The organism is Sorangium sp. So ce145 (assembly GCF_051525985.1).
In the GTDB taxonomy this organism is placed as follows: domain Bacteria; phylum Myxococcota_A; class Polyangia; order Polyangiales; family Polyangiaceae; genus Sorangium; species Sorangium cellulosum_B.
Genome location: NZ_CP150315.1, coordinates 3782272 through 3799683 on the forward strand (window position 1 = coordinate 3782272; position 17412 = coordinate 3799683).

Below are 17412 nucleotides of genomic sequence, written 5' to 3' on the forward strand. Positions count from 1 at the left end.
CACGAGGTCAATCAAGCGATGGGTCACCTGCTCAACCGCGAATCCGTCAAGGCGCAGAGCGCCAGGTCCGTGGGCCACGCCGAGGCCGCCGTGCGGCTCGATCTGCCCGTCGTCATCGACGAGGCGTCGTGCATCAAGGGCTGCCGCATCTGCATCGACTCGTGCCCGGTCGATTGCCTCGCGATCGATCCCGAGACGAAGAAGGCCCGCATGGCCTACGACGAGTGCTGGTATTGCCTCGCGTGCGAGATCGATTGCCCCAAAGAGGCCATCACCGTGAAGATCCCCTTTCTCATCCGATAACGACCCCACGGCGGAGACGACATGACACAGCCTTCGCTCGCGCGGGATCTCGAGGGTATCCTCGGGGATCCCGACCCCGGCGCGCGCCAGCTGGCGCTGACGCAGATAGAGGATCTCTCGGATCCGGAGATCATCCACCCCCTGATCGCGGCCGTCCGCGACGAGGATCCGACGGTGCGGGCGCTCGCGCTCGGGCACCTCGAGGATCTCGGCGACGCCCGCGCGGTGCCCGCCGTCGTCGGGGCGCTCGACGACGAGGACGCCCGCGTGCGGGAGGCGGCCGCCACGGCGCTCCGCGAGATCCGCGGGGCAGACGCCGCCGCGCACCTCATCGACGCGCTGGGGCACGCGAGCCCGTTCGTCCGCACCTCGGTGATCGTGGCGCTCCGCGAGATCCGCGACCCGCGGGCGCTCGCGCCCCTCGAGGGCGCGCTCGGCGACCCGGATCCCGAGGTGCGGCGCGAGGCGGTCCTCTCCCTGGCCTACCTGCGGCGGCCCGAGTCCGCGCCGGCGCTCCGCCCGAGCCTGCGCGATCCCGACGCGCGGGTGCGGCAGGTGGCGATCGGCGCGCTCGAGTCGCTCGGCGCGCGGGGTAATACCGCGCTCGTCCAGGACCTCGTGGGGCTGCTCTCCGATCCGGACTGGCGGGTGCGGGTCGAGGCCGCCATCGTGCTCGGCCGCTCGGCGCACGGCCTCGCGGCGCCGTACCTCCGGAGCGCGCTCGAGGACGGCGCCTGGCAGGTCCGGAAGGAGGCGGCGCTCGCGCTCGGGCGGCTCCGGGCCGCCTCGGCCACGGAGGACCTCGTCGGGCTGCTCGGGAGCGACCTCGCGGATCTGCGCAAGGCGGCCGCGCAGGCGCTCGGCGAAATCGAGGCGGCGGCCGCGGAGGCGCCGCTCCGCCGGCTGCTCGGCGACGCCGACGTCGAGGTGCGGAAGGCGGCCGGCCGCGCGCTCGAGGCCATCCGGACGGGGATCGGACGAGGCGACGAACGACATGAGACCTTTGCGAGGGATTGAACCGATGACCAGGGCACTTCGCGCGCTCGTCTTCCTCACGTTGCTCGCTGCGGTCGTCGCCGGGCTATCGTGCAAGCCCGAGGCGAAGCAGACGATCCGGATCGCGATCGGGACGCAGGACACGACCATCAATTGCGCCACCGGCGGGCTGCTCATCCGGGAGCTCAAGCTGCTCGAGAAGCACCTGCCGAAAGACGGCAAGTACAAGGACGTCACCTACGAGATCGAGTGGAAAGACTTCACCTCGGGGCCGCCGCTGACGACCGAGATGGTGGCCGAGAAGCTCGATATCGGCGCGATGGCCGACTTCCCCGGCGTGCTGAACGGCGTGGCGTTCCAGAAGCAGGGGAGCCGCAGCCGCTTCATCGCCACGCTCTCCGGCAGCGCGCTGGGGAGCGGCAACGGGATCGTCGTGCCGAGCGACTCCCCGGCCCAGGGCCTGAAGGACCTCAAGGGCAAGCAGATCTCGGTGCCGTTCGGGTCGTCGGCCCACGGCATGCTGCTCCGGGCGATCCGCGATCTCGGCTGGGATCCGGACAAGGACGTGACGCTCGTCTCGCAGTCGCCGGAGGTGGGCGGCTCGTCGCTCAAGGCGAACAAGATCGACGCGCACGCGGATTTCGTCCCGTTCGCGGAGCTGTTCCCCTTCCGCGGCTTCGCCCGGAAGATCTACGACGGCTCCGGCGTGAAGGTGCCGACGGCGCACGGCGTGCTGGTGCGCGAGGCGTACGCGGAGAAATACCCGGAGATCGTCGTGGCCTTCCTCAAGGCGGCGCTCGAGGCCGACCGCCTGTTCGCGGAGGAGCCCGAGAAGTACAGCGAGCTCATCGAGAAGGTGACCGGGGTGGACGCCGAGGTCGCCTACATGTTCCACGGCCCGCTCGGCATCCAGACGCGGGACTTCACGATCAAGCCCGAGGTCCGCCGCGCGCTCCAGGTGGCGGTCGACACGCTCACGCTGCTGAAGCGCACGGACACGACCCTCGATGTCGGCACCTTCGTGGACGACCGGTACATCCGGCGCGCGGCGGCGGAGCTCGGGCTCGACTACGAGGCGCGGCTCGCGAGCTACGCGAAGCTCCCGCTGTCCGGGAAGGACGCGCTGTCCGGCGAGCCGATCGCCGAGCCGACGCTCGTCGCGCAGATCTGGGTCGCGGGCGAGCCGAAGGTGCGCGCGTACGCCAGCCCGGGCACGGCGCTCGCCGCGCTCGGGCAGCTGACGATCGAGGGCAAGGAGATCCGCGCGGTGTTCGTGCACGATCGCGCGAGCGGGGTGAAGCTCCTCGCCGATCGCGCGTGGTACGCGAGGCGCCCGGACGGCGGCCTGTCGGCGTTCCTGGCGAAGGAGGACGCGGAGCGGTGGGCCGCGGAGAACGGCGCGGCGGTCGTCGACTTCGCGACCCTGCGGGCCGAGCGCGCGAAGCTCACGGCGGCGGCGCCATGACGATGATCTCCGAGCGCAGCGCGCCGGCCGGGGCGGAGCTCGCCGGGGGCGCGGCCTTCGCGCCCGCCCCGGCGAGCGCGGCCCGGCGGGGCGCGCCGTCCCCCGCGCCGGGCCGCGCGCCCGGCGAGGGGCGCCCGCGGCGCGACCTCCGCCGCGCCTTCCTGCGCGCCCTGTCCGTGGCGGCGTGCGTCGGCCTCTGGCAGTGGGCGTCGATGACCCGCGCGGATCTCGGCGTCGTCACGTTCCTCAACGTGCCTGCGCCGACCGACGTCCTCGCCGCGGCGCGGGAGCTCTTCGCCTCGCAGAAGCTCTGGCAGCACCTCGGGAACAGCGTGTTCCGCGTCCTCGCGGGGTTCGCCGCCGCGGGCGCCACGGGGGTCGTGCTCGGGCTCCTCATCGGCAGGTCGCGGCTCGCCGAGGACACCCTGCTGCCGCCGCTCGAGATCCTGCGCCCCATCCCCGGCGTCGCCTGGCTCCCGCTCGCGATCCTGATGTTCCCGTCGGCCGAGCTGAGCATGATCTTCATCACGTACATGGGCGCGCTGTTCCCGATCCTGATCGCGACGATCCACGGCGTGGGCGCCCTCGATCCGCGGCTCATCGCGAGCTCCCGAAGCCTGGGCGCGCGCCCGCTCCGCCTGTTCATCGAGGTGGTCCTGCCGGGCGCGCTGCCGAGCATCGTCACGGGGATGAGCATCGGCATGGGGACGTCCTGGTTCTGCCTCGTGACCGCCGAGATGATCGGGGGGCAGTACGGCATCGGCTACTTCACCTGGGAGTCGTACAACTTGCAGCGTTATCCGGACATCGTCCTCGGCATGCTGCTCATCGGCCTGCTCGGGATGCTCAGCAGCGCGCTCGTCCTGCGGGTCGGCGCGTGGCTCACCCCGTGGCAAGAGCCCCAGGAGAAGGGCCGATGACGCTCGACGCGAACCGCGCGGCGGCGCGCCGGGAGAGCCCGGGGGGCGCCGTGGAGATCCGCGGCCTGTCCGTGGCCCTCGGGACGGGCGCCCGCCGCGTCGAGGCGGTGCGGGATCTCGACCTCCGCGTCGAGGGCGGCGAGCTCGTGAGCCTCCTCGGCCCGTCCGGGTGCGGGAAGTCGACGATCCTGAACGCCGTCGCCGGGTACGTGGCGCCGGAGCGCGGCAGCATCGTCGTCGGCGGCGAGCGGGTCGAGGGGCCGGGGCCGTCGCGCGGCATGGTCTTCCAGCAGAGCTCCCTGCTCCCCTGGAAGACGGTGCTGAACAACGTCGGCTTCGGCCTCAAGATGCGCGGCGTCCCCGAGCGCGAGCGCAGGGAGGCGTCCCGGCGCCTGCTCTCGCTGGTCGGGCTGTCGGGGTTCGAGGACGCGTATCCGGCGCAGCTCTCCGGCGGCATGCGGCAGCGCGTGGAGATCGCGCGCGTGCTGATCACGGAGCCGCGCGTCGTGCTGATGGACGAGCCGTTCAGCGCGCTGGACGCCCAGACCAGGCTCTCGATGCAGGAGCTCTTGCTCGACGTCTTCCGCCAGGTCCGCACGACGGTGCTGTTCGTCACGCACGACATCGACGAGGCCATCTTCCTGTCCGACCGGATCGCCCTGATGACCCGCCGCCCCTGCCGCGTCGGCGCGGAGATCGCGGTGCCGTTCGGGCGGCCGAGGACGGCGGCGATCGTGGGCTCCGGCGAGTTCGCGGCGATCAAGCGGCGGTGCCTCGAGGCCCTCCGCGACGAGCGCGCGGCCGCCGCGCACCGCCACGACCTGGAGGCCCAGACCAGCGCGTGAGGCGCGGGCCGGCGCGCCGTGCCCGGGCCGCGGGGCCCCGGCGCCCCGGGTCCGGCGGCGCCGGTCCTCGCGTACGCGCTTGATGTCCCGGGCGTTCCTCCTTACTACCGAGCCGAGAGGAGTGATCCCGATGCTCAAGAGATTCCTGCGGGTGACCGACGTGCCGTTCTCGGCCTCGGTCGGGCTGCTCGCGCTGCGCGTCGTTATCGGCGTCGCGTTCATGTTTCACGGCTGGGGGAAGATCCAGGCCCCCTTCAGCTGGATGGGGCCCACCGCGCCCGTTCCGGGGTTCTTGCAAGGGCTGGCCGCGCTCTCGGAGTTCGGGGGCGGCCTTGCCTGGATCCTCGGCCTCCTGACGCCGGTCGCGTCGCTGGGCCTCGCCGCCACCATGGCCGTCGCGGTCGCGGTTCACGTCTCGAACGGCGATCCGTTCGTCGCGATGGGCGGACCCTCCTACGAGGCGGCGGCGGTCTACCTCGGCATCTCCGTTGCGCTCCTCCTCGTCGGGCCGGGGAGGCTCTCCGTCGACGCGGCGGTCTTCGGGACGAAGCGCTGAGCGCTCGCGCGCGTCCTCGCCCGATCCGCGCGAGGGCGTCGCCGCTCGCTCTCGCGCGGCCGATCTGAGCCGCGTTGCCCTGCTGCGTCCCGCCGGGCGGATGATGTCGGCACGCGCTGGAGCGCCCTGATCCATCTGGGTTGGACAGCGTGTGCGCCGACCCATGTGGGCGCTTGAATCGCGCCTGTGAAGCCGCGCCGTCCCGGCACTATGCTCGGGTCGGGAGGACCCGATGAGAGACGCCGAGGCGATGGCACCTTCGAGCAGCGCGCGGCGGCGCGGTGTCGTCATCGCAGCGACCTGCTCGTTCGCCATTGGGTGCGTGACGCTGCTCGGCTGGTGGATCGGGGCGACCGCCCTCGTCGCCATCGCGGACGGCCTGCCGCTCATGGTGCCCAACACCGCCGTCGCCCTCGTCCTGGCGGGGGTCTCGCTCTGGGCGCTGGGCCTGCGAGCGTGTCCGGCGCCGCTCCGCCGGCTGGGACAGGCGTGCGCCGCCGTCGTCGTCGCGCTCGGCCTCGTGGTCCTCGCGCAGTACATCTTCGCCTGGGACCTCGGCATCGATCGCGTGGTGTTCGCGGGGCGCGTGGATTTCCCGGGCAAGTTCCCCGGCAGGCCGCCGCCGAACGTCGCGCTCTGCTGTGTCCTGATCGGCCTTTCGCTCCTCTCGCGCCGCGTGGAGACGCGGCGAGCGTGCCTGTTCTCGGAATGGTGCGCGCTCCTGGCCGCGGCGCTCGCGCTGACGGCGCTGACCGGCTACGTGTTCGGCGTCGGCTACTTTTACGGGCTGCCGCCGCTATTTCCGTTCATGGGGATGGCGCTCCACGGGGCGATCGCGTTCCTCGCCCTCTGCGCCGGGCTCCTCATGGCGCGGCCCGATTGCACTGCGCTCGCCACGCTGACGGCCAGCAAGTCCGGAGGCATCCTGCTGCGGCGCTTCCTGCCCTACGTCGTCCTCGTTCCGCTCGTGAGCGGCCGCCTCTTCCTGTTCGGCGCGGCGCGCGGAGCATACCCCATCGCGGCGTCGTTATCGCTCGCCTCCGCCATCACGACGCTCCTGCTCGGGGCCATGCTCTGGGTCAGCGCGGCGCGCATGAACCTCCTCGACGAGGCGCGGCAGCGCGCCGAGGAGGCGCGCGCCTTCCTCGCGACCGTCGCGCAGGCCTCGGACGACGCCGTGATCGGCACCTCCCTCGACGGGACCATCCTGAGCTGGAACCCGGCGGCGGAGCGCCTTTACGGCTACCGCGCCAGCGAGGCGATCGGGAAGAAGCTGCCCCTCCTGTGCCTGCCCGAGCGCGCCGGCGAGGCGGAGGCCGTCCTCGCGCGCCTGCGCCGCGGCGAGCGCGTCGAGCGCTTCGAGGCCGTGAGCCGGACCAAGGGCGGCGAGAGCATCGACATCGAGGTCACGGTGTCGTCGATCGTGGACGCGTCGGGCCGCGCCACCGGCGTCTCGACGATCTGCCGCGACATCGGGCGCCGCAAGGCGATGGAGGCCGAGGTCGCGAGCGCGCACGAGGCGGAGCGGCGCATCCGCTCGCAGCTCGAGGCGGTCATCGAGCAGCTGCCTGAAGCGGCGATCCTGGTCGACGCCAAGGGGCGGCTCATCAGCTGCAACAAGCTCGCGCTCCAGTACGCGTCGCGCGTCGAGGACGATCCCGATCCCTGGGGCAACCGGCTGTGTTTCGAGCACAGGACGCCGGCGGGAGAGCCCCTCGCCTGGGACGAACGCCCGCTGTTCCGGGCCCTTCAGCGCGGGGAGGTCGTGACGGGCGCCGAAGGGCTCTTGCGGCGCGCCGACCGGGGCCTCGTCCCGGTGCTGGTCAACGCGGCTCAGGTGCGCTCGGACGACGGGGAGCTCCAGGGCGCCGTCGCCGTCTTTCATGACATCTCGGCGTTCAAGGAGATGGAGCGGCAGCGCCAGGAGTGGATCGGCGTCATCGCTCACGATCTCCGCCAGCCCATCCAGGTCATCGCGACCGCGAGCCAGCTCCTGGGTCGCGCTGCCGGCGAGCGGCCCGTCGCGGACTGCCGAAAACAGCTCGACAGGATCACCTCGTCCATCGAGCGGCTGCGCCGCATGATCGACGACCTCCTCGACGCGTCGCGGATCGATGCGCGGCAGCTCACGCTGGATCGTTCGCCGGTGAATCTGCGCGCGCAGCTCGGCGAGATCCTCGAGAAGTCGGCCGAGGTGACCGCGGGCCACGCCCTGCGCCTGGAGGTGAACGGCGATGTGCCCGCCGTCCTGGCGGACCCAGGGCGGCTCGAGCAGATCGTCACCAACCTGCTCTCCAACGCGGCCAAGTACGGTCGGCCCGATGGCGACATCGTGGTCGCGGTCGACGCCGGGCCGGGCAGCGCGCACGTCGCGGTGACCAACTGGGGCGGCGGTATCCCGGAGTCGTCGCTCCCGTACCTGTTCAAGCGCTTCTCGCGCGCGCCCGATGCCGTTCCGCGCAGCGTCCGCGGCGTCGGTCTCGGCCTCTACATCACGAAGGCCCTCGTGGAGGCCCACGGGGGCAGCATCTCCGTCGAGAGCAGCCCCGGCGGCGCGACGACATTCCGCTTCTCGCTGCCGCTCGCGCCCGATACCGCGCGAGCCGCCGGGGCGTAACGCGCAGACAGCCCCTCTCTGCCCCTCTCTCCCGCTTCCTGCTCCACCGGCGCCCCCATCCCGAGAAGGAGGCTATCAGGCGGGCTCGTCAATCCGCCATCGGCGAGCTCGTCAATCGATCCTCCCAATCCTCCCAGCATCGAATCGACATTCATCCTGCCGCTGTCCGTTCTCCGTATTCCGTTTTGCGGTGCTGCCATCCTTTCGCAGGTTTCTACGGCTCAGATCGTCAGAATGATTGCAGAAGGAACTTCCTGAGGTTCGCATCCTTGCTACACCTGAGATCCGCTCCGGCCCGACGCCGGAGCAGTGAGGTGGCGCAGCAGTGAATTCCTGGTTCTTGCAGGTGAGTAAGCGGCTGGGGCCCGCGGGGCGCCGGCTTTGGTTGCTTGGGTTCATGGGGGTGGTGCTTGCGGTCACGCTCGGGCTCGCCCTGCGAGCGGCGCGCGAGTCGGCTACGCAGCGTACGGCGACGTACACCGAGCTCCTCCAGATCGCGCAGGCGGGGCAGGCGACCGCGGTCGAGGTGAGCGGGGATCGCTTCCTCGTGCGTCAGGCGGGCGGCGCCGTGGTGACGGCCGTCGTCGACGAGCCGACGCTCCGGCAGGAGCTGGTCTCCCGGTTCGCGGGCGCCGGCGCCTCGGTCGACTTCGCCTCCCGGGAGGATCCGTCGCGCGCCGCGTCCGCGGTGCTCCCGGTGGTCGTGCTGGCCGCGGTCGGCTTCGCGCTCTTCACGGTGAGCCGGCGGCGCAGCCCGAAGGTCTTCTCCGACGTGAAGGCCGGGGCGGCGCGGGCGGCGGTGCGCTTCGCCGACGTCGCCGGGATGCACGAGGTCAAGCAGGAGCTCGCCGAGACGGTCGAGTTCCTGAAGAGCCCCGATCGCTTCGCGCGCCTCGGCGGCCGCCCGCCGCGCGGCGTGCTGCTGACGGGCGAGCCCGGGACCGGCAAGACGCTGCTCGCGCGCGCCGTCGCGTGCGAGGCGGGCGTGCGGTTCCTCTCGGCGTCGGGGTCGAGCTTCCAGGAGATGTTCGTCGGCGTGGGCGCCTCCCGCGTCCGCGCGCTCTTCGCCGAGGCGCGCAAGTCCGCGCCGTGCATCGTCTTCATCGACGAGATCGACGCCGTGGGGCGGGCTCGCGCGAAGGGGCACGGCGACTCCGCCTCCGCGGAGCACGACCAGACGCTGAACCAGCTGCTCGTCGAGATGGACGGGTTCGACCACGAGACCGGCATCGTGGTCATCGCGTCGACCAACCGCGTCGACATGCTCGATCCGGCGCTGCTCCGGCCGGGGCGCTTCGACCGTAAGGTCACCGTGCCGCTCCCCGACGTGCGCGGCCGCGAGGAGATCCTCAACGTCCACGCCGGGCCGATCCCGCTCCAGGGGGAGGTCGATCTCAGCTACATCGCCCGCGGCACGCCGGGCTTCTCGGGCGCCGACCTGGCCAACCTCCTGAACGAGGCGGCCATCCTCGCGGCCCGCGAGGGCGCCGACGCGGTGGACCCGACGCACATCGACCGCGCGCGCGACCGGGTGCTCATGGGGCTCGAGCGCAAGGGGGTGCTCGTCGACGAGGACGAGCGTTATGCGACCGCCGTCCACGAGGCCGGGCACGTCGCGGTCGGGCTCCTCGCGCCGAGCTGCGATCCCGTGCACAAGGTGTCGATCCTGCCGCGGGGCCGCGCGCTCGGCGTGACCCAGGCGCTGCCCGAGAAGGATCGGCTGATGTACCGGAAAGAGTACCTCGAGGATCAGATCTGCATGCTGATGGGCGGCCGCGCCGCCGAGATGGTCGTCCTCGGGACGATGACGGCGGGCGCCTCGGACGACATCCAGCGCGCCTCGACGATCGCGTGGAAGATGGTCGCGGAGCTCGGCATGAGCCACCTCGGCCCCATCTGCGTCGGCGACGGGCACCCCTCGCGGAGCCCGGCCCTGCTCGACCGGGTCGACGAGACGGCGCGGGCGCTCACGGAAGCGCAGCTCTCGCGCGCCATCGAGATCGTGAGGTCCCGGCGCGGCGAGATCGAGGCGCTCGTCAAGGCGCTCCTCGAGAAGGAGACGCTCGGCATGGACGAGATCCAGGCCTGTTTCCCGGCCGATCGCAGGCCGCGCCCCGAAGGCCAGGCCGCCTGACCGGCGGAGGCTCGAGGACGCCGGAAAGGGAAGTCCTTTTCAGGCGTCCTCGGCGGCAGGCCGCCCGCTCGCCGCGAGCGCGTCCCGCGCTCTCCCCTCTCGCCGCCGGACTCGACCCTTCCCCCTGCATCCCAGCCGTCTCCTCTCGTCTCCGACGCTCCCGCGCGTGTGGCTGGCGTGTGAAGAGCCTGTTGTCCGAGATACGTTGTGCTCGGAAAGCTCGCTTCCTGGCCGCGCGCGCCGGATTCGACCCGGCGCGGCGCTTTGAGCCGCGGCGCGTCGCGCCTTCCTTTCCGTCCAGACAGCGCAAATCTCCCCTTGCGATTGCCGGGCAAGCTGGTGAAGTGTGGCCACTTGCATGCATGGATTCCGTTTCGTTCGCGTGTCTCTCGACAGGGTAACCTCTCCGCGTTCACCGATGGCCAGGCCTCTCTCCGGCCGCTCTCTGAGCCCGGCGCGGCCGTCGCGGGCTCTCCTGCCCCGCGTAGGCTCGGAGGCGTGCGGTGCCTGAGCCTCGGATACTGATCCTGTCCAACAGAGATCCGGAGGAGGTCGTCGACGAGCCGCCACTCGCGCAGCGGGTGGGGAGCGGGCGGCTCCGGCTCGGTCGCGAGGACGGCAGCGCGGTGGTCGCGGAGAGCGTGCTCGCGGCCCTCGCCGCGGCCCCGGGCGTGCGCGTGGCGCACCGGCCCGTGCTCCGGCCGAGCGAGGTGCTCGCGGCCATCGGCGACCACCGCCCGGACGTGATCTTCAACCTGTGCGAGGCGCTCGACGGCGACAGCCGCCACGAGGTCATGTGCGCGTGGCTGCTCGCGGGGCTCGACCTCCGCTTCACGGGTAGCGATCACGTCGCGCTCCGGAGCTGCCTGCACAAGACCGAGGCGAACCGGATCCTTGCGCGCGCCGGCGTGCGCGTGCCGGCGACGGTGCGGGTCGAAGGCCCGGATCGCATCCCGGAGGTCGCGTTCCCGGTCATCGTCAAGCCGGAGCGCGAGGACGGCTCGATGGGCATCGATCGTGGCTCGGTCGTCCACGATCGCAGGGCGCTCCGCGACCAGGTCGCCGCGGTCGTCGCGCAGTGCCGCCAGCCGGTGGTGGTGCAGCGTTACGTGCACGGGCGGGAGATCTCGGTCTCGCTGCTCGGGTGGCCGACGCCGCGCGTGCTGCCGCCCGGCGAGGTCACGTTTCAGGGCCTGCCCGAGGGGCACCCGCACGTGGTCACGTACGAGTCGAAGTGGCGCCCGGAGACGGCCGCGTCGATCGGGACGCCCTCCTCGGCGGCGGTGCTGCGGCCGCTCGAGCTGCGCCGGGTCGTCGCCGTGGGCCGCCGCGCGTTCGAGGTGCTCGGGCTGCGCGACTACGGCCGCGTGGACGTGCGGCTCGACGAGCGCGGCACGCCGCACGTCATCGACGTCAACCCGAACTGCGATCTCTCGCCGGACGCCGGCTTCGCGCGGGCGGCGGCGCGCGCCGGCCTGTCGTACGCCGACGTCGTCTGGGAGATCCTCCGCGCGGCGCTCGCCCGCGGCGCGCGCCACGACGATCTGCTCCGCGCGCGGGGCCGCGCGCCGGCGCGCGGCCGCGCCGCGGCGCGCTCCGCTGCCCGCGGCGCCCTCTCCGCCGCGCCCGAGGCGCCGTGATCACCCAGCGCGGCCTCCGCGCGGAAGATCGGCCGCTCATCGCCGCGCTGCTCGAGTCGGTCCCGGCGTTCACCGACGACGAGCGCGCGGTGGCGCTGGAGCTCGTCGACGTGACGCTCGGCCAGCCCTCGACGGACGGTTATGGCTACCGGTTCGTGCTGAGCTTCCAGGGCGCCCCGGGCGGGGACGGGGCGCCGCGGCTCCTCGGGTACCTCTGCTACGGCCGCACGCCGATGACGCAGTCCACGTACGACCTGTACTGGATCGCGACCTCGCCCGATTTCGCCCGGTCGGGGGTGGCGCGGGGGCTCGTGGCCACGATGGAGAGCGAGATCGCGCGCGAGGGCGGCGGCCTCGTGCGCGTGGAGACGGGCAGCCGGGAGGGGCACGGCGCGGCGGTGCGCTTCTACGACGCGGTGCAGTTCACGCGGGCGGCGGTCCTCGCCGACTTCTACGCGCCGGGCGACGATCTCATGATCTACACGAAGCGGGTCGCCCCGGCGCGCGCCCCGGTGGCGCCCTCGGCCGGCGAGGCGCCCGCGCGCGGCGAGGCGCCGGCGCGCAGCGAGGCGCCCGCGCGCGGCGATACGCCGCCGCCGGCCGAGCCTGCGCTCTACGACGCGGCGTTCGGCTACCGCGACTACGCCGCCGAGCGCGACTTCCTGCTCGCGTGCGCGCGCCGCTTCGGCGGCCGCCCGGTGCAGCGCGTCCTCTCGTGGGCCTGCGGGCCCGCGCGGCACCTGGAGGCCTTCGCGGAGCTCGGCGTCGGCTGCGCCGGCGCGGACGGCTCGGCGGCGATGATCGCCTTTGCGGAGCGCGCCGCGGGCGCCCGCGGCGCCGGGGCGTGCATCCGCTTCTCGTGCGCGGAGCTCGACGAGCGCCCGGACGTCGCGCCGGTCGATCTCTCGTTCGTGCCGCTCTCGGCGATCCACCAGCTGGCCACGCCGGCGGCGCTCGAGCGCCACCTCCGGCTCGCCGCCTCGCTGCTCCTGCCTGGCGGCGTCCACGTCATCGAGGCGACCCACCCCGCCGATCTCACGCCGTCCGGCGTGAACAGGACGGAGTGGACCGAGCTGCGCGGCGAGCAGTCGATCGACGCGCGGTTCCGCATCCACATCGAGCGGTCGACGCCCGATCGCGTCGTGCCCGTGACCCTCGAGGTGGTGTGCTCGGCCCGGCGCAACGGCGGCGCGCCGAGGGAGCTCTCGTCGATCCGGCAGGAGGCGACGTGGTATGTCCCGGACCTCGCCGGGTGGCGGCGCGTCGCGGAGCGGGTGCCGGAGCTCTCGCTGGTGGCGACGCTCGGCGACTTCAACGTCGACGTGCCGTTCGAGCACGCCGCGGCGTGGCGGCTGATCCTGGTGCTGAAGCGCCGCTGATCGATCGACGCCGCGCGCGACCGCGGCGAGCGCCCACAGCGGGTTCAGTTCAGGTCCCAGAAGTACTTGCCCCCGCTCGGCGGCGGCTCGTCCGCGCCGCCGCCGGGGCCGCCCGTGTCTCCGTCGCGCGTCAGCTGGAGCACCTCCTCGAGCGAGCTCGCCTCCTCGCGCCAGTACGCCTCCGTGCCGAAGTGCGGAAAGGTCCTCGGGAAGATGGGGTCGTGCCATCGCCGCGCGATCCATGCCGCGTAGTGGATCATGCGGAGCCCTCGGAGCGGCTCGATCAGCCCGAGGGTGGAGCGGTCGAAGCGGCGGAGCTCCTCGTAGCCCTCGATGAAGAGCTCGCGCTGCTGCCGGGCGGCCTCGTCGCGGCCGGGGAGGAGGAGCCACAGGTCCTGCACGGCGGGGCCGACGACCATGTCGTCGAAGTCGAGCACGCGGAGCGCGCCGTCGCGCAGGAGCAGGTTGCCCGGGTGCAGATCGCCGTGGATGCGGTGCACGTCGACGCCGCGCAGGCGCTCCTCGGCCGCGTCCGCGACGGCGCGCGCGGCCGCGAGGTACCGCCGCTCGACGGGCGCGGGGATGAGCTTGCGCTCGACGAGCCAGCCGAGGTCCTCGCGCGCGTAGGTGTCGGCGGAGAGCCGGACGCGGTGCTCGGCGGCGCTGGCCGCGCCCACGTTGTGGATGCGGGCGGCGAGCCTGCCGAGGCGCACGAACAGCTCGTCGCCGAGCTCGTCGGGGGCGCGGCCGCCCATGCGCTCGAAGAGGCAGTACGGGATGTGGTCGATCTGCTTGAGCGTCTCGCCGTCGGGGAACGGGCGCGTCGGGCAGACGGGGATCTCGGCGTCCGCCAGCTCCGCGAGGAACCGGTGCTCCTCGAGGATCTGCTCCCGCGTCCAGCGCCCCGGCCGGTAGAACTTGGCGATGACGCGGGTGCGATCCTCGCGCTCGACCTCGTAGACGCGGTTCTCGAACGAGTTCAGCGGGTAGCAGACGCGATTGCAGTGGACGCCCGCGGCCTCGACGGCCTCGATCACCTTGTGCGGCGTCAGCGACAGGAAGAGGTCGGTCGGGGTGGTGGTGCTCATGGTGGGGAGAGTTGAGCACCGACCGGCGTCGCGCTCGACGAGAACTTTCGCCGCGCGCTGCCGGAGGCCGTTGCCACGCGCCGTCGCCTCGCGGCGAGCGCCGTTACTGAGCGGGCTCAGGGGCGCTGTGTCAAGCGCGGCCGTGATACGCTATCCTGAGGACCTCATGATGGAAGAAACGCAGCTTTCGTTTCGTCACCTCGAGATCAGCAGGCTCGAGGCGATGGTCGAGATCATGTTCCTCGCGGCGTACGCTGACGGATCCATCAACGAGGCCGAGCGCGCCGAGCTCGCGCGGCACGTGGCGGCCATGAGCGAGGGGCGCGTCGGGGCCGACGTCGTCGAGTCGCTCATCTCCATCATCGAGCGCTCGGTGCGCGACGAGGGCAGGAGCGGCCGCTTCGCGGCGCTGCGCGTCCGCCTGCCCGACGTGCGGATGCGCGAGGCCGCGATAGAGCTGGCCGTCCGCCTCGTGGCCGCCGACGGCGTGATCCACGAGAGCGAGCACGCGCTGCTCGTCGAGGCGGCCAGGGCCCTCGAGGTGCCGATCGCGTTCAAGGGGCGCGTCGTGCCCGGCTCCGCCCGCTGAGCGGCGCGAGGGGCGACCGCGCCGCGGCGATCCCGGCGCGCGCCGCGGGGGCCTCGCTGGCTATCGGACGATCCTGACCGACATCCGCTGTCGATGTACCCGTCGAGCGCCGGTGTGGCGCGCAGGGAATGCGTGGTGCGACGACCGTTGCGCCGACGGATCGGTCGCGCGCTCGTCCCGGGACCGCGCCGGCGGACGACGCGCCGCGGCCGCGGAAGACGCGCGCGCAGGCCCCGGGGCGGGCCGATGGCCGCGGGCGCCGGATCTGATGCCTCCACACCGCAATCCCGGCGCCGCGGCGGGCGGGAAAGAGGCGGATCTGCGGCGATTTCCATCGGCCTGCTCCTTGCAAAACACGTGGGCAAGGACATGGACAGCCACCGAACTGACAGCTCCACGACGCCACATGGCGGCTCGATGGATCCCGCGTCGAATCGATCCCGCCCCCCGAGCGGGGGACGAGCCTCTCAGCGCGCGTACCGCTCGCCGCGGTCTCCGCGCTGGCCCTCGTCTCACCGCCCTCCGTTCGAGCCCGTCGACCTCCGGACGTCGGGCCGCCTGTCGCGGCCGTCCGGCTCGACCTTCCGTCACGGCGGGGACGTCGCGCCGCTGGAGACGCCGAGCGACGCTCCGGCCACCCCGGCGAGCGTACCGCCCGCCACGCTGCGGACCGGGCTTGCCGGAGCGCCCCCCGCCGCCGCCCTGGCGGTTTCTGCGAACGATCCGTGCTCCGCCGCGCTGCGGCGCTACGCCCCAGGCGACGTCCTCGGGGGGCGCTATCGCCTCACAGAGCTCCTCGGAGAGGGCAGCATGGGCGCCGTGTGGAAGGCGCGGAATCTCTCCCTGAGCCTCGATGTCGCGCTGAAGCTCATCCGTCGCGACTGCGCCGTCCCCGAGGCCGCCTCGCGGCTGATCCGGGAGGCGCAGGCGACGGCGCGGGTGTCGCACCGCGCCGCGGTGCGGATCTTCGATCTCTGCTTCACGGAGGAGGGAGAGCCGTTCGCGGTGATGGAGCTCCTCCAGGGCCGGTCGCTCGCCCAGGCGCTCGCCGAGTCGGGCGCGATGTCGCCCATCTCCGCGGTCCAGCTGCTCCTCCCCGTGATCGGCGCGCTCGGCGCGGCGCACGGCGCGGGGGTCGTGCACCGGGACGTGAAGCCGGCGAACATCGTCCTCGTGCGCGAGGGCCGCCGCACGGTCCCCAAGCTGATCGACTTCGGGATCGCGTTCACCGAGGTGCGCGCGGCGGGCGACGAGCGGAGGGAAACGCTGGTCGGGAGCCCGGCCTACATGGCGCCCGAGCAGGTCCGCGGCGGGCAGGAGTCGGACGCGCGCGCCGACGTGTGGAGCGCGTGCGTCGTGCTCTACGAGCTCGTGAGCAGCCGTCGCCCGTTCGGCGGCCCGAGCAGCATCTCCATCGTGCACGACGTGCTGCGCCTCGCCCCGCCGCGCCCCGAGGCCCTCGAGCTGCACCCGCGGCTCTGGGAGATCATCGAGCGCGGCCTGGCCAAGGACCCTGACGGGCGCTTCACGACCATGGCGGCGCTCGGCCGCGCGCTGGCCCAGTGGGCGATCGCGGCCGGGGTCGCCCACGACGTGACGGGCGCGTCCCTCGTCGACTACTGGCTGTCCTGAGAGGGGCTCTCAGTACGTCACGCCGCAGCCCTTCGCGTCGGCGAAGGCCTTGATCGTCTGGAGCTCGGCCGCGGTCGCGTCGCTGTAGGCCCAGCTGATCGCGCCCGCGTATCCCTTGCTGTACCAGCTCTCCAGGAGCGTCGGCAAAGCGGCCGTCGCCAGGCCGGCGATCGGGAAATCCCCCATGATGACGGGCTTGTCGGTGATGCCGTAGTCCTTTGGCGACTGGTTGTAGGGCCAGTACAGGTTGACCCGGTCGTTGATATGAAAGGTGTAGAAATCGACGTCGGTGTTGCGCCAGGACCGCGCCCACTTCATCGACGCCGAGCCGATCGTGACGAGCGCCGTGCTCTCCGCGCGCAGCGCCCGGATGGCCTCGCCGAGGAACGCCGCCATCTGCGCGTGCTCGATCGGATCCACCTGGGCGTCCGGCTCGTAGCGAGGGCCGTCGTCCGGGCTCGGTCCGGTCATGGCCAGCTCGGGCTCGTTGATCACGTCCCACGCGACCATCCGGTGCCGGTAGGGGCTCTCCGCCACGGCCCTGGCGATCGGCCGGACGACCTTGTCTATCAGCTTCGCGCGCCGCTTCGCGTCCTTCACGATGGGGGTGATACCGACGGTCTTCACGTCGGCGTCGAGCCGCGTCGGGTGGAAGTTGTCGAAGGAGAACAGGCAGAACACCAGGTTGACGTCCGCCTGCTCGGCGAGCTCGAGCGCCTTCTGGACGTCGCGCCGCGTCGTCCCGCCGAGGCCAGTCGGGTTCTCGCTCGTGTCGAAGACGACGCTCTCGCCCCGGATCTCCGGCAGCATCCACCACCGCACGACGCTCGCCCCGTGAGCACGGATGTCGGCGAGGTTCTTCGCGTGGGTCTCCGCCTCGGCCGCGACGCCGCGCTTGTCCCACGCGGCGATGCCGCCGAAGTCGCCGGCGAAGTTGTGCCACGCGTAGTTCATTCCGAACATGAAGCGCTTCTTGCAGCCGATCGTGATACCAGCGCTCTCTGCGGGGCACTCGTCGACACACTCCATGGTGTCGATCGGCGCGCCTCCCTGTCCTCCGTGGCCCCCCTCGGAGGAAGCGCTCTCGCCGCCGCCGCCGCCGCCGCCAGCGCCCTTGCCGGTCGCCTCGCCAGCAGGCGGGCTCGCGCCGGTGCAGGCGACGAGGACCAGCGCGGCTGTTGCGATGAGCGCGCGGAGACCCGGTGGGCAACGGAGTGTGTTCATGAGGACAGCGGGGTGATCGTACGC

At 72.6% G+C, this 17412-nt stretch carries 14 protein-coding genes; 12 read left to right on the plus strand and 2 right to left on the minus strand.

Annotated features, from left to right (window positions below; translation table 11 throughout):
* Nucleotides 1-18 precede the first annotated feature (18 nt).
* The 10 genes from WMF34_RS14385 (at nucleotide 19) to WMF34_RS14430 (ending at nucleotide 12855) form a co-directional block, all read left to right on the plus strand.
* Nucleotides 19-303: a 4Fe-4S dicluster domain-containing protein gene (locus WMF34_RS14385; RefSeq protein WP_012235387.1), complete on the plus strand. Its 285-nt coding sequence runs from the start codon at nucleotides 19-21 to the stop codon at nucleotides 301-303.
* A 21-nt stretch (nucleotides 304-324) separates the two neighbouring features.
* The gene (locus tag WMF34_RS14390; RefSeq protein ID WP_437993636.1) at nucleotides 325-1320 is read left to right on the plus strand and encodes a HEAT repeat domain-containing protein; all 996 of its coding nucleotides are present in this window, start codon (nucleotides 325-327) and stop codon (nucleotides 1318-1320) included.
* 4 nt (nucleotides 1321-1324) lie between these two features.
* Nucleotides 1325-2764, plus strand: a complete 1440-nt coding sequence (locus tag WMF34_RS14395; protein ID WP_437993637.1) for an ABC transporter substrate-binding protein — start codon at nucleotides 1325-1327, stop codon at nucleotides 2762-2764.
* On the plus strand, nucleotides 2761-3684 hold the full coding sequence (locus WMF34_RS14400; RefSeq protein WP_437993638.1) for an ABC transporter permease: 924 nt from the start codon (nucleotides 2761-2763) through the stop codon (nucleotides 3682-3684). The genes WMF34_RS14395 and WMF34_RS14400 overlap by 4 nt, the downstream gene beginning before the upstream one ends.
* Complete coding sequence (locus WMF34_RS14405) at nucleotides 3681-4529, plus strand: ABC transporter ATP-binding protein (protein WP_012235391.1); 849 nt, start codon at nucleotides 3681-3683, stop codon at nucleotides 4527-4529. The genes WMF34_RS14400 and WMF34_RS14405 overlap by 4 nt, the downstream gene beginning before the upstream one ends.
* A gap of 130 nt (nucleotides 4530-4659) precedes the next feature.
* Entirely contained in the window at nucleotides 4660-5085 is a 426-nt protein-coding gene (locus tag WMF34_RS14410; protein WP_437768367.1) for a DoxX family protein, read from the plus strand.
* A 250-nt stretch (nucleotides 5086-5335) separates the two neighbouring features.
* On the plus strand, nucleotides 5336-7702 hold the full coding sequence (locus WMF34_RS14415; protein WP_437993639.1) for a PAS domain-containing sensor histidine kinase: 2367 nt from the start codon (nucleotides 5336-5338) through the stop codon (nucleotides 7700-7702).
* 397 nt (nucleotides 7703-8099) lie between these two features.
* A complete protein-coding gene (ftsH, locus tag WMF34_RS14420; RefSeq protein WP_437993640.1) occupies nucleotides 8100-9836 on the plus strand; it encodes an ATP-dependent zinc metalloprotease FtsH in 1737 nt (578 codons plus the stop codon).
* A 503-nt stretch (nucleotides 9837-10339) separates the two neighbouring features.
* Nucleotides 10340-11476, plus strand: coding sequence for a D-alanine--D-alanine ligase family protein (locus WMF34_RS14425; protein ID WP_012235395.1), 1137 nt, complete (start codon nucleotides 10340-10342; stop codon nucleotides 11474-11476).
* Nucleotides 11473-12855 carry a GNAT family N-acetyltransferase gene (locus tag WMF34_RS14430; RefSeq protein ID WP_437993641.1) on the plus strand — a complete coding sequence of 461 codons (1383 nt, stop codon included), beginning with the start codon at nucleotides 11473-11475 and terminating at the stop codon, nucleotides 12853-12855. The genes WMF34_RS14425 and WMF34_RS14430 overlap by 4 nt, the downstream gene beginning before the upstream one ends.
* 44 nt (nucleotides 12856-12899) lie before the next feature.
* On the opposite strand, the gene WMF34_RS14435 is transcribed toward WMF34_RS14430, so the two are convergent.
* Entirely contained in the window at nucleotides 12900-13943 is a 1044-nt protein-coding gene (locus tag WMF34_RS14435; protein ID WP_437993642.1) for a serine/threonine protein kinase, read from the minus strand.
* Between the two features lie 166 nt (nucleotides 13944-14109).
* On the opposite strand from WMF34_RS14435, the gene WMF34_RS14440 reads away from it, so the two are divergent.
* Nucleotides 14110-14532: a tellurite resistance TerB family protein gene (locus tag WMF34_RS14440; RefSeq protein WP_437993643.1), complete on the plus strand. Its 423-nt coding sequence runs from the start codon at nucleotides 14110-14112 to the stop codon at nucleotides 14530-14532.
* A 738-nt stretch (nucleotides 14533-15270) separates the two neighbouring features.
* Complete coding sequence (locus WMF34_RS14445) at nucleotides 15271-16164, plus strand: serine/threonine-protein kinase (RefSeq protein ID WP_012235399.1); 894 nt, start codon at nucleotides 15271-15273, stop codon at nucleotides 16162-16164.
* A gap of 9 nt (nucleotides 16165-16173) precedes the next feature.
* Here WMF34_RS14445 and WMF34_RS14450 read toward each other — a convergent pair whose 3' ends face one another.
* Entirely contained in the window at nucleotides 16174-17388 is a 1215-nt protein-coding gene (locus WMF34_RS14450) for a hypothetical protein (RefSeq protein WP_437993644.1), read from the minus strand.
* Between the last annotated feature and the right edge of the window lie 24 nt (nucleotides 17389-17412).